9 protein-coding genes and 2 other annotated features are annotated in these 11,956 nt (G+C 45.4%); of the genes, 3 read left to right on the top strand and 6 right to left on the bottom strand.

Translation table 11 applies throughout. The annotated features are described in order from the left end of the window. Nucleotides 1–15 precede the first annotated feature (15 nt). The 4 genes from NV381_RS08460 to ilvB form a co-directional block, all read right to left on the bottom strand. Nucleotides 16–1,077 (bottom strand): permease, encoded by a 1,062-nt coding sequence (locus tag NV381_RS08460; protein WP_258212835.1) that lies wholly within the window; start codon nt 1,075–1,077, stop codon nt 16–18. Between the two features lie 15 nt (nt 1,078–1,092). Further along, on the bottom strand, nt 1,093–2,313 hold the full coding sequence (locus tag NV381_RS08455; RefSeq protein ID WP_258212834.1) for a HupE/UreJ family protein: 1,221 nt from the start codon (nt 2,311–2,313) through the stop codon (nt 1,093–1,095). 303 nt (nt 2,314–2,616) lie between these two features. Then, entirely contained in the window at nt 2,617–3,102 is a 486-nt protein-coding gene (ilvN, locus tag NV381_RS08450; protein ID WP_258213008.1) for an acetolactate synthase small subunit, read from the bottom strand. Continuing rightward, nucleotides 3,102–4,832, bottom strand: a complete 1,731-nt coding sequence (ilvB, locus tag NV381_RS08445) for a biosynthetic-type acetolactate synthase large subunit (protein WP_258212833.1) — start codon at nt 4,830–4,832, stop codon at nt 3,102–3,104. Before ilvB ends, ilvN begins: the two co-directional genes overlap by 1 nt. Nucleotides 4,833–4,899: 67 nt before the next feature. After that, nucleotides 4,900–5,170: a binding site (T-box leader), on the bottom strand. 54 nt (nt 5,171–5,224) lie between these two features. Continuing rightward, nucleotides 5,225–5,495: a binding site (T-box leader), on the bottom strand. 472 nt (nt 5,496–5,967) lie between these two features. On the opposite strand from ilvB, the gene NV381_RS08440 reads away from it, so the two are divergent. Beyond that, nucleotides 5,968–6,252 (top strand): hypothetical protein, encoded by a 285-nt coding sequence (locus tag NV381_RS08440; protein WP_258212832.1) that lies wholly within the window; start codon nt 5,968–5,970, stop codon nt 6,250–6,252. Nucleotides 6,253–6,313: 61 nt separating this feature from the next. Here the strand turns inward: NV381_RS08440 and NV381_RS08435 are convergent, their stop codons facing one another. Both NV381_RS08435 and dapA read right to left on the bottom strand, forming a co-directional pair. Then, complete coding sequence (locus tag NV381_RS08435; protein ID WP_258213007.1) at nt 6,314–6,949, bottom strand: SGNH/GDSL hydrolase family protein; 636 nt, start codon at nt 6,947–6,949, stop codon at nt 6,314–6,316. Next, on the bottom strand, nt 6,949–7,842 hold the full coding sequence (dapA, locus tag NV381_RS08430) for a 4-hydroxy-tetrahydrodipicolinate synthase (protein WP_258212831.1): 894 nt from the start codon (nt 7,840–7,842) through the stop codon (nt 6,949–6,951). The genes NV381_RS08435 and dapA overlap by 1 nt, the downstream gene beginning before the upstream one ends. A 304-nt stretch (nt 7,843–8,146) precedes the next feature. Between dapA and NV381_RS08425 the strand changes: the two genes are divergently transcribed. Next, nucleotides 8,147–9,172 carry a hypothetical protein gene (locus tag NV381_RS08425; protein ID WP_258212830.1) on the top strand — a complete coding sequence of 342 codons (1,026 nt, stop codon included), beginning with the start codon at nt 8,147–8,149 and terminating at the stop codon, nt 9,170–9,172. Between the two features lie 5 nt (nt 9,173–9,177). Further along, nucleotides 9,178–11,898: an alpha-L-rhamnosidase gene (locus NV381_RS08420; protein WP_258212829.1), complete on the top strand. Its 2,721-nt coding sequence runs from the start codon at nt 9,178–9,180 to the stop codon at nt 11,896–11,898. Nucleotides 11,899–11,956: the final 58 nt, after the last annotated feature.

Genomic DNA, 11,956 nt, shown 5'->3' with positions numbered 1-11,956 from the left:
ATGGCTTATAAGCCTTTAATTCAACATCCAATGAAGCGCTATTGTGCTTGCAAAAACCAATACAAATACAAGAGCGAAGAGTATGACCACGAATTTTGTTCTAAAAACCGCCAGCATCATAAGAAGGCTTTTCAAATTAAGCATGGGGCCGAACACCATAAATCCGACCAGAGAGCTGTTGGAAAATGTCGTCTGGAATGATTGAGCAACGAAAGCGTCCGCTGTTGAACAAAGCGATAAAATAAACCCGAGTCCCATCATTATTAAATTGGAGCTTGCCACGTTATTTCCCATTGATGCCAGTCCATTTTGTGAAATGAATATCTGCAGCAGCCCAACCAATATGGAACCGAATACTAAATATTTGCCCATCTGAAAAAATTCGCTTATGGAATGGCTCATAACCTCTAAAAGCTTATTGCCTGAAGAGTGGCTGTGTAGCTCATGGGAATGTGGATGCGCGGAATGCTCGCTGCTGTTACTTCCCCCGTCTTGTCCAGGATTCTTATGCAGCGTTTCCTTCAATTGATTCGGATTTACAAACCGATAAATAATAAGGCCAACGACTAATGCTACAACAATCGCTACCCCCATACGGCTGTAAGCAACTACCGGTTGATTGCGAAAGGCTGTTAAGGTCGACAAAAAAACGATGGGGTTTAAAATCGGCCCCACCAATATAAAGGTGGACGCAACGTATAGCGGCATCCCTTTTTTAATTAGATTACGAATCGCAGGAACCATGCCGCATTCACAAATAGGAAAAATAATCCCCAGCATACCTGCAGTTACAATCCCTAGAAACGGATTTCTGGGAATCAATCTCCTGATGGTTAGTTCCGATACAAAGACCTGAAGCAGAGCCGATACAAACACTCCGATTAAAATAAAAGGCATGGCCTCGATAATAATACTGATCAGCATCATTTTAAACACTTGCAGCTTGGGATTACCTAGCACAAACCCTAAATCTTTGGCTGAAAACAGGTACAACATCAACACAATAATTAAACATATAACTACCAACAGATTGCTGTTCGATCTTACAGGTATATTCTTTGCTGTTGTACTTCGCAAGGTGTTCGCCTTCTTCTATTTTATTATTCTTTCAGCCAACCAAATTCCGCCTAAAATAAAGGCAACTGAGGATAATGCGATAACAACTCCCCGGGAATGCCTCCAATGTTGGATACGGGCAAGTATAGGTAAGCATACTACGACTATCAAAAGCTGCACGGCTTCGATCCCGATGTTGAAGCTGAATAAATCGACTGCCAGCTGGCTGGTAGGGATATCCATCTCCTTGAGTATGTCGGCAAAGCCCATCCCATGAATCAAACCGAACAGGAATGTCAGCACCCAACGATTATTAATGTTTTTGCGGAAAATGTTTTCGATAGCGACGTAGCATATGCTGAACGCAATCGCAGGCTCCACAAACTGGGGAGACACATTAAGCCAGCCTATAACGGATAATGTCAACGTCAAACTATGAGCTACAGTAAAGGCGGTTATAATTCCTGCAAATTTCTTGAAGCTTTGTCTGGCGATAAGCAGCGCTAACAAAAATAATAAATGGTCATAGCCTGTCAGAATGTGATTGATGCCAAGCTCAAAAAACGATAGCCAGCCTGCGGTCATATTGGTTGTATTCGCTGCCGCATCCTGCTGATCAGTGTCAGCATTAGTATTTACCTGTGTCTTCAGGTTATCTTGAGATAACCCGGCATACGCGCTTTCTGACATCATCATGGACCAGGCTCGGTTTTTACCGGATAAGGCCGAAGTACTTTTCTGCGCTCCATAATTAATAGTTAGCAGATTTACGTAATTGGTTTTTATGTCGTTTGCATATAATTGATCAGTAAGAGATATCCCCTGTGAAGCCGATACAGCTGGATAGACGACACTTAGTGTAACTTGTGTTCCTTCCCCTTGACGATTAAGCGTTATATCATTCACTCTCAACCATGTCTGCGGCTCACCATTTATTTTTAAAGTAACGTTCTCTTTAATTACCGATTCAATCTGGTTCTTTACCGCGTTAAATTCTTCAGCTTCCAGCATTCCGTTTCTATTAGCATCGCCGTCAGTTAACTCGATAACCGACAGTTCATCGATTACATAAGTCATTTCCGTTTGAGATTTTGCAAAATTTAAAGTCGTGTAGCTCGCGCTGTATGCGTGGGCCTGCACCGTCCGGGTGCTTGAAAAGAGCATTATTACGCAGCAAATTAACAAAAAGTAAAAAATGACATTCAATCTACCCAATAATGATGAAGCCTTACTTGGTCCTGCTTTTAGTCTGTACATAGATGTCCCTCCCGTTTACTCTTCCAATAATACTAGTTTAGTATAACGACCAATTGTAAAAACAAAGATGCTGCATGATTAAGATAATGTAAACGTCCCTATATATTTCTGACATGTCGACAGCCGAAAATAATTTGCATACAAAAAAAAGCCCGACTCCTCCATAAATGGAAAAGTCAGACATCGTCTATCCAAGCACTAATATCATTCAAACATGGAGTACGGGTTTGTGGACAGGCGGGAGAAGTTCAAATCCGAAGATACATCCGCATGATCAAGCAGTTCCAGCGCTAGCTCGTGAACTCATTTTCTGTCCCGCATCATGGCAGTTGTACCCGTCCGGCTCAACTCCAATATTTCGTATGGGTGCAAAAGCTCGATCATCGCTTGTATTTTACCAAACTCTCCAACCATCTGAATGATCAGGCTATTGGGTCCAATATCAACCACAGAAGCTCGGAAGGTGTCAACCACTCCTAGAATTTCCGGACGTTCGGATGGCTCCGCCTTCACTTTGATCAAGGCCAGTTCTCTTGACACCATCGGCCTGGAACTTAAGTGAAGTACTTGATTCACATCGATGAGCTTGTTAAGCTGCTTTTCTATCTGCTCAATAGTTCGTTCATCACCCGTAGTAACAATAATCATCCGTGATAATCCAGCCTCTTCACTACCCCCAACCGTGATGCTATCGATATTGAAGCCACGACGACCGAATAATCCGGACACTCTTTGCAGCACCCCAGGTTGATCATTAACCAGGATAGCCATTGTATGCTTCTTAATCATCATTCGAATTCCCCCATTATCATTTGGTCTAACGTCGTTCCACTGAGAACCATGGGATATACATTTTCTTCTGCAGGCACTATAAACTCAACAAGTACAGGCCCCGTTGTCTCCAAAGCCTCTTGCCATATACGGGAAGCTTCTTCTTTAGTGCTTGCTCTCAATCCCTTAATTCCGTAAGCTTCAGCCAGTTTTACGAAATCAGGACTACCGGCAAGATCGATGTGGCTGTATCGCTTTTCGTGAATAATTTCCTGCTGTTGCTTAACCATACCCAACACTTGATTGTTGATTACGACAATTTTGACAGGAATACGATTAATGGCACAAATAGCCATCTCTTGTGCGCACATCTGCATGCCTCCGTCCCCATTCACAGAAATGACAAGCCGGTTTGGATTTCCTGTCTGAGCACCTATAGCCGACGGGAATCCGAATCCCATCGTTCCAAGACCTCCTGATGTTATGAGGGAGCGTGGATGTTTAAATTTATAAAATTGGGCGACCCACATTTGGTGCTGGCCTACGTCAGTGGTAATAATCGCATCCCCCTCAGTTGTTTCATTAATCATTTCCAGAACAAACTGTGGTTTGAGCTCCGTATCGGAATCTTTGTAACGCAGCGGATACTTTGCTTTATTTTCGTGAACCTCATGGATCCAACTGCTCGATTTGGAGGGGACAGCTTTAGTATTGGCATATTTTAATACAGCCTTAATATCGCCGACACAAGCGATATCCGTTTTGATGTTTTTGCCAATTTCAGCGGGATCAATATCGATATGGGCAATCTGTTTGGCATAAGGAGCAAAACCATCCACCTTCATCGTGACCCTGTCGTCAAACCTTGAACCAATAGAAATAACCAAATCGGCATTTTGTAATGCGTTATTCGCCGTATAGGTACCATGATGACCCGGCATTCCCAACCATAGGTCGTGAGCACTTGGGAAACCGCCCAAGCCAAGCAAGGTGGTTGTCACAGGAATTTTCGTTCTATTCACGAACTCCAGCAGCTCATTTGATGCATTGGAATACACCACCCCTCCCCCAGCAATAATGATCGGCCTTTCGGATTCTGCAATAGCTTGAATTAATTTATCTATCTCCGTTTGAACAGGACTTACAATCTCATTGTAACCACGTAAATTTATAGGCCCGGGTGGGTGAAAAAGCATTGCCTGATTGGATACATCTTTTGGGATGTCGATCAATACAGGACCTTTCCTTCCAGTGTTTGCAATATGAAAGGCTTCCTGAATGATGCGCGGCAGGTCATTTACGTCACGTACCAGGTAGCTATGCTTCGTAATTGGCATTGTAATACTAACGATATCCGCTTCCTGAAATGCATCCGTACCCATAACCGTTGTTGGGACATTGCCAGTAATGACTACTAGAGGTACCGAATCTATATAGGCTGTTGCAATTCCAGTCACCAAGTTGGTCGCCCCCGGACCCGAGGTGGCGATGCACACGCCTACTTTTCCTGTCGAGCGTGCATAGCCGTCCGCCGCGTGAATAGCTCCTTGCTCGTGTCGGGTCAAAATGTGTTTAAAGTTTGGATTACCGACCATTGCATCATAGATGTAAAGAACATTTCCTCCCGGATACCCGAACACACATTCAACACCTTCCATTAGCAAGCCGCGTAAAAGGACCTCCGATCCAGTTATCAAATCCTGAGAATGTGACTGAGAGTCGTTTGTGGACATACATACTTTTTCCATTTGAATGCCTCCTCAAATATAAAATAACCCCTGTCATCCCAAGGCGACAGAAAACAGCTGTCAAGCCTATAGGGACGAAAGGGGTAAATTTTCGTGGTACCACCCTGATTTACTGAAATCTTGCGATTCCAGCCTTATGAGGTAAGGTTTCCCTTACCTGCAGCACGATAACGTGTGCCATTCCGTTTGAGTCTACTCATCTAGCCCCTGCTGGGTTCGGCTTTCGATCAAAAGCTCAGAGACGACATCATACACAAGGATTATGGCAAAGGTTTCAGCGTTTCCTCTGCTCTCTGGACATAAGAGCCTTCGTATTTTATTCTCTTCATCGCTTTTACATTTAAAAAAAACAAAACCCCTTCCATCCCAAGGCGACAGAAAAACTGCCTTGCCTTAGGGACGAAAGGGGTAAATTTTCGTGGTACCACCCTGATTTACTGAAATCTTGCGATTCCAGCCTCATGAGGTAAAGTTTCCCTTACCTGCAGCACGATAACGTGTGCCATTCCGTTTGAGTCTACTCATCTAGCCCCTGCTGGGCTCGGCTTTCGATCAAAAGCTCAGAGACGACATCATACACAAGGATTATGGCAAAGGTTTCAGCGTTTCCTCTGCTCTCTGGACATAAGAGCCTTCGTATTTTATTCTCTTCATCGCTTTTACATTTAAAAAAACAACAAACCCCTTCCATCCCAAGGCGACAGAAAAACTGCCTAGCCTTAGGGACGAAAGGGGTAAATTTTCGCGGTACCACCCTGATTTACCGAAATCTTGCGATTCCAGCCTCATGAGGTAAGGTTTCCCTTACCTGCAGCACGATAACGTGTGCCATTCCGTTTGAGTCTACTCATCTAGCCCCTGCTGGGCTCGGCTTTCGATCAAAAGCTCAGAGACGACATCATACAAAGGGATTATGGCAAAGGTTTCAGCGTTTCCTCTGCTCTCTGGACATAAGAGCCTTCATACTTTTTTTCTCTTCATCGCAATATATGGTTTATGATAGCATAAAGTCCTTGCTTTTTTCAAACCCAAATTAAAGCCGGAATTGACAAATCTTCTTCCGCTGCTCGCTTAACCCTGTTTTTTCAAGTAGAATGGTATCTTAGCTATACTAAATGATTATGGGGTGTGTTGAATGTCCATTAATTTCACCAAGGCAATTGTCAATCGATTACAACGAGAAATTGCTGAAATAGAAAGCAAAAGCATAAACGAGAAGAACAAGAAAGATAAGGCTCAATCGAAAATTAATCAGCTGCAAAGAGATATGAAATTAAGTCAATCTCACAGCGATTTAAGCAGCAAAATGACGCGAATAAATAAGTTGAACGAAGAAATCAAAACCATTAACCGTGTACAAGCTGATCTCGCCAAACAGTTATTGACGAAGAAAGCTTCGCTTCAACAGCATCTAATCTAGCCAATAAGCGGCGGGAGCCTTTAAGTAAGACGCTCAAGCTCTAGGCCGCAAACGTTAACATCTACTGCTGGTTAACATGGCTTAGCGCTTTAATCCAAGCCGCCGCCATCAGGGAATCCCCCAAGGTTGTCATATGCACGCCGTCGGTTGTTAGATCCTTCCCTGTTTCACACTCAATGAACTCGATAAATGCTTGATGTGTCGGTACTAGAACAGCATTGAATTCATCAGCCAACCGGTTAACAATAGTTACATACGGCTTTAACAAGCTGTTTCCCGTTGAATCCGTGTACTCTTTAATGACCGTCGGCTGCATAAGAATCAATCGGCAATCAGGCAATTGCTTCGTTTGCTCCAGCAGCTTTCGATAAACCGCCTCGAATCGCTCAGGGTAGACCTGATCTGCGTCAGGCGAATCCAATTGACGCCATACATCATTGATGCCTATAGATATTGAGATCCATTGGGGATGATGGTCCAGCACATCCATCCGCCATCTTTTCTCCAGATCAATGACACGGTTCCCCGAGACGCCTTCATTGATTATTTTCAGCGAATGCTTCGGCAATTCCACCGCCAAATAATCGTGCAGCATTCTAACGTAGCCATTGCCCAGCTTCAGGGGATCCTTCTTTCTCCCTTTGTCTGTAATGCTGTCCCCGATAAATACGATTCTATCCTTAGGCTTGAATGGCATCATTTCACCACTCCCTCCTCCTTGTAGCGCTCTACCATGCTTCGAACTTCAGCTTTCGCTGACGCTGCCAGCGGCTGAACGGGCAATCTCGATTCCCCTGCCGGGAGCCCCATCTCGTTCATGACCTCCTTCAACACGCTTGGCAATGTGCCTAGTGCGAATGAGTTGCGCAATGCTCTTAATTTACGCTGGGACAGCTCCGCTTGTTCAAGCTCGCCTTGCTTCCACAGATCATAGATGGATCCGACAATCTCCGGGAACACGTTGGCAGTCGATGCAATAGCACCATGACCTCCGGCCATTAGCGTAGCCAAAATAAGCGAATCAGCCCCTGCCAATACAGCAAAATCGGGACCACCCAGCTCAATAAATTGCAAAATGGTATCGAAGCTGCCGCTGCTATCTTTTATGCCGACAATGTTTGGAACTTTGCTAAGCTCTTCCACCGTTTTTGGATGAAGGGAATTCCCCGTGCGCGCTGGAATATTGTACAAAATAATCGGCAGTCTTGTTGCTTCTGCAACCGTACGATAATGGGCAATAAGCTCCTGCTGGGTGAATGTTAAAAAGTAGGGCGTGATAACCGATAAAGCATCCGCTCCCATCTGCTCCAAGCGCACAGCAAGCGACACAGTCTCTTGAGTTGTGATGCAGCCTGCCCCAACATATACAGGAAGCTTGCCTCTCGCTTCTTCAATTACGATCTCCGCTACACGAAGCTTCTCATCCTCAGTTAATGAAAAAAATTCTCCGTTAGTCCCCAAACAAAATAATCCGTGAACCTTGGCCTCAATCTGCCTGCGAACCAATTGCCTCAAGGCGGGTTCGTCTATATTTTGCTTGGCGTCAAAAGGGGTAATAAGTGCTGGAATAATACCGGCTGGTTTAAACATGTGATCTCTCCTTATATAATTTAATGGTCTTAAGAACAGACTTTTTAAACACATAGCTTATAAAATCATCGAGCGGCATTTTGGTGAAAACGCCACCATGCTGCATCATAATAATCCAGCCCGCAAGGGGAGTCAATCCACTCATTCCCTCATGAATTAGGTGTATCCGACTTATTTAATCCTGCTTGGTTCCGTTATAAAAGCCAGAGTACAATCAGCCCATAATTCAGATGCAATCGCCCCCACAACCTGCGCATATATTGTAGTAATCTATTTAAAATCGAAATTGTAAGGGGCTGTTCTCATGAATATTGAACCCTATTTAACTCCATATAAATTAGGTAAACCGGTTCTGGTTGGATCAGGTATACCGGGCCATTTTGATGAACGCGCTGTTGATTGTCCGTTTGTATTCCAGCATAACGACCAATTTTACATGATGTATGTAGGCTTTGACGATACGGGTTACCAAACGGCGTTAGCTACAAGCAACGATTTGCTGGAATGGGAGCACCTCGGCGTCATTTTACGTCGGAATGAAGGCTCCGGATGGGATTCCAAAAATATAGCCGGCACATGGATTTTGAAGGAAAATCGGTTGGATGCTCCCCCTGTCCTCAAGAAATGGAACAACAAATACTGGCTGGTCTACCACGCCTATCCTGAATTCGGCTACGAAGAGGGCTCTGCAAAGATAGGTATTGCCTGGACAGAGGATGAAAGCCTGCTCGAATGGAACCGGTTGCCTGAACCGATTCTAACTCCAGAGGAAGGCGCCGATTGGGAGAAGGGCGGATTGTACAAGGAATGCCTCATTGAATCAGATGGCAGCTTTTATTTGTTTTATAACGCCAAAAACAAAAATAAAGGCAGATGGATTGAGCAAACGGGAGTAGCGTTCTCCACCGATTTGATGCAATGGCAGCGATATGAGCATAACCCGGTACTGAAAGTTTCACCTGAACGATGGGACAGCGGCTTTGTTAGCGATCCTTGTATTTTGCGGCATAATGACGAATGGATCATGTATTTCTTCGGTTATAATTACAAGCAGGCCCAAGAAGGGATTGCGCTGTCCAAGGATCTTTTGAATTGGGAAAAATACCCTGATCCAATCATCTATGTTGGGGAAGAAGGCAGCATCGATTCTATTTTTGCCCACAAGCCATCCGTCATCACTCATAAAGGGGTGCTCTACCACTTCTATTGCTCATGCAGACTTTATAGAGATGGGGACCGAACTATTAATTACGGCAAAGAATTCCGAACGATCAGTGTGGCTGCTTCACAAAACATTTTTACAGCCCTATCGGTTACAAAGGAGATCTGAGGAAGATGTGGGTTGATGAACTGTTTGTGGAAAGTAAGCAATGCCCTATCGGTATTGATGTCGCACGACCTGCGCTTGGCTGGAGCTACAAAGCTTCATCCGCTCGCTCGGAAAGCCAGTCTGCCTACAGGATTAGGGTGTCGGATAAGGAGGAAGCCCTCCAGCACGGATTGGGCGATGTATGGGACAGCGGCAAGGTCGTCAGCAGAAGGAATGTGCATATTATATATGATGGCCCTGCATTAAGCTCTCGAAAACGATATTATTGGCAGGTGCAGGTATGGGATTCAGCCGGCCAAATGACCGAAAGCTCTGCAGCTTTTTGGGAGATGGGATTGCTAACTGAAAAGGATTGGTCGGCTCAATGGATCGGCGCAGCAGATGAAGAACCATCTACTAGGGCACTTCCGATATTCAGATATGAATTTGAGCTGGATAAGCCTGTCGTCAAAGCCAGAGCTTACATCTGCGGCTTGGGACAATATGAGCTCCGCCTGAATGGGGGCAAAGTTGGAGACTATGTGCTGGATCCCGGCTGGACGAATTATAATAAAACCTGCCTGTATTCCACCTATGATGTGACCAATGAAATTAGGGAAGGCGCTAATACCATTGGGGTGATGCTTGGAAATGGATTTTTCAATGTTACGGGCGGACGGTATAAGAAATTCAAAGGCTCCTTCGGCTCTCTGAGATGTCTTGTTCAATTGGAGGTTACTTATTCCGACGGTTCGACTGTCACAATAGCCAGCAGCCAGGATTGGCGTACCGCAGCTGGGCCAATCACCTTTGCATGTATTTACGGCGGTGAGGATTATGATGCCTGCCGCGAGCCAATAGGCTGGGATCAGCCCGATTTCTTGGAGTGCAGCGCTTGGAAGCAAGCCGCTATCGTCGAGCCTCCTGCCGGCCAATTAAAATCGCAATCGCTGCATCCTTTAAAGATTATGCAAACCTTCAAGCCAATAAGCATAACTCAGCCGGCTCCCGGGATATATATCGCCGATTTCGGCCAAAATTTCTCCGGTTGGGTTGAAATTTCCGTCATCGGCCCCAAAGGCGCGCAAATCACCTTGTCTCCTGGGGAATTATTGAAGGAAAACGGCTGTGTGAATCAAAAATGGACAGGTTCCCCTTACCGTTTTAATTATATAACAAGCGGCAGCGGTCTGGAGGTCTGGTCTCCGCGCTTCAGCTATTCCGGCTTTCGTTATGTGCAAATAGAAGGAGCCATTCCTGCAAAAGCAAATGAGAATGCTGTAGAGGACAGTCCTGTTCTCGTTAGAATTGAGGGTCAAATGATTTACCCGGACACAAAAAACACCGGAAGCTTCGTAAGCTCGGATATGACATTGAACCGCACTCATGAAATCATTAACTGGGCTGTGTTAAGCAATATGAAAAGCATCTTCACGGACTGCCCTCATCGTGAAAAGCTCGGTTGGCTGGAGCAAATCCATCTGATGGGCCCTTCGGTTGCTTACAATAATCAGATTGAAGCGCTGCTAACCAAGACTATGGAGGATATGCGGGATGCTCAGCTGCCTAATGGCATGGTGCCGACTACAGCACCGGAATATGTCGTATTTTCCGAGCCGTGGCACTGCTTCCGCGACTCGGTTTCGTGGGGGGCCGCCTATGTGCTTACGGGCTGGAATTTGCTGCGCTTATATGGCAACACCCGCATTTTAACCGAGCATTATGATGGGATGAGAGCCTATGTTGATTACGTAACCTCAACCTCCGCGCAGCTTATTGTTACTAACGGGCTTGGCGACTGGTACGATGTGAACGATGATGGACCGGGATTTGCTAAAAACACGCCTGTCTCCCATACTGAAACCGCGATGTACTATCACATGGTTGATGTGTTTACGCAAATTTCAAGCTTCTTGAGTAAAACGGAAGAAACGCGGCAATATGCCAAGCTTCGCGATGAGATTAAGCTAGCGTTTAACGAAGCATTTTTCAACCCGGAAACAAGCCAATATGCTACCGGCAGCCAGACCTCGAATGCGATGCCATTAGTATTAGGACTGGTGGATGAGCCTCATAGGGAAAAGGTACTCTCCCACTTGATAAACAATATCCGGCTACACGGGTATCATACAACGGCCGGAGATGTCGGGCATCGCTACGTGCTTCTCGCTCTCGCTCAGAGCGGGCATTCTGATATCATTTATAAAATGGCGCGGCAAACGGATTATCCAAGCTACGGATATCAAATTGCTCACGGAGCCACCACTTTGACAGAAGCCTGGGATGGTCCGACTGTCGGCAAATCGCAGAACCATTTTATGCTGGGGCATTTGGAGGAATGGCTTTACCGGTATTTGGCCGGGATAGATTATGTGTATGAGCCTTCACTCGACACTTATAAAATAACGATTCAACCGGCATTGCCAGGCGACTTGGAAGCCGTAACTGCCGAGCATAGCCTCCCTGTTGGAAAGGTACGAGTGTCCTGGAAACGCGGCAGTGATAATCAATTTACTCTCGATGTGGAGCTTCCTGCCAACTGTGTAGGTGACATCTATATACCCGCCCAAGCATTAAACCATATTACGGTCAATGGGAAGCCCTTAGAGGTGACTCAGGCTCAGGCTCAAGGAATTGAAGCTGCAAGCTTCGAAGACGGCAGTGCACGCTTCAGCATTTCCTCGGGACAGTATCATTTGGTGAGCTCCATCTCAGCCGGCAGGGATTCACTGTCTACCCGCTTGTAAGAGTACTTGCGAAGCAACCAGGTGACTCATGTCCAATTCCAGATGAGCAAAATAAATA

Source organism: Paenibacillus radicis (ex Xue et al. 2023) (genome assembly GCF_024722015.1).
Taxonomy (GTDB): Bacteria; Bacillota; Bacilli; order Paenibacillales; family NBRC-103111; genus Paenibacillus_S.
Note: the sequence above shows the minus strand (reverse complement) of the source record. Positions and strands in the feature narration are given on the sequence as shown.

Excerpts from the sequence above, each read along its gene's own strand:
- NV381_RS08455 (WP_258212834.1), bottom strand. The coding sequence starts at position 2,313 with ATGTACAGACTAAAAGCAGGACCAAGTAAGGCTTCATCATTATTGGGT.
- ilvN (WP_258213008.1), bottom strand. The coding sequence starts at position 3,102 with ATGATTAAGAAGCATACAATGGCTATCCTGGTTAATGATCAACCTGGG.
- ilvB (WP_258212833.1), bottom strand. The coding sequence starts at position 4,832 with ATGGAAAAAGTATGTATGTCCACAAACGACTCTCAGTCACATTCTCAG.
- NV381_RS08440 (WP_258212832.1), top strand. The coding sequence starts at position 5,968 with ATGTCCATTAATTTCACCAAGGCAATTGTCAATCGATTACAACGAGAA.
- NV381_RS08435 (WP_258213007.1), bottom strand. The coding sequence starts at position 6,949 with ATGCCATTCAAGCCTAAGGATAGAATCGTATTTATCGGGGACAGCATT.
- dapA (WP_258212831.1), bottom strand. The coding sequence starts at position 7,842 with ATGTTTAAACCAGCCGGTATTATTCCAGCACTTATTACCCCTTTTGAC.
- NV381_RS08425 (WP_258212830.1), top strand. The coding sequence starts at position 8,147 with ATGAATATTGAACCCTATTTAACTCCATATAAATTAGGTAAACCGGTT.
- NV381_RS08420 (WP_258212829.1), top strand. The coding sequence starts at position 9,178 with ATGTGGGTTGATGAACTGTTTGTGGAAAGTAAGCAATGCCCTATCGGT.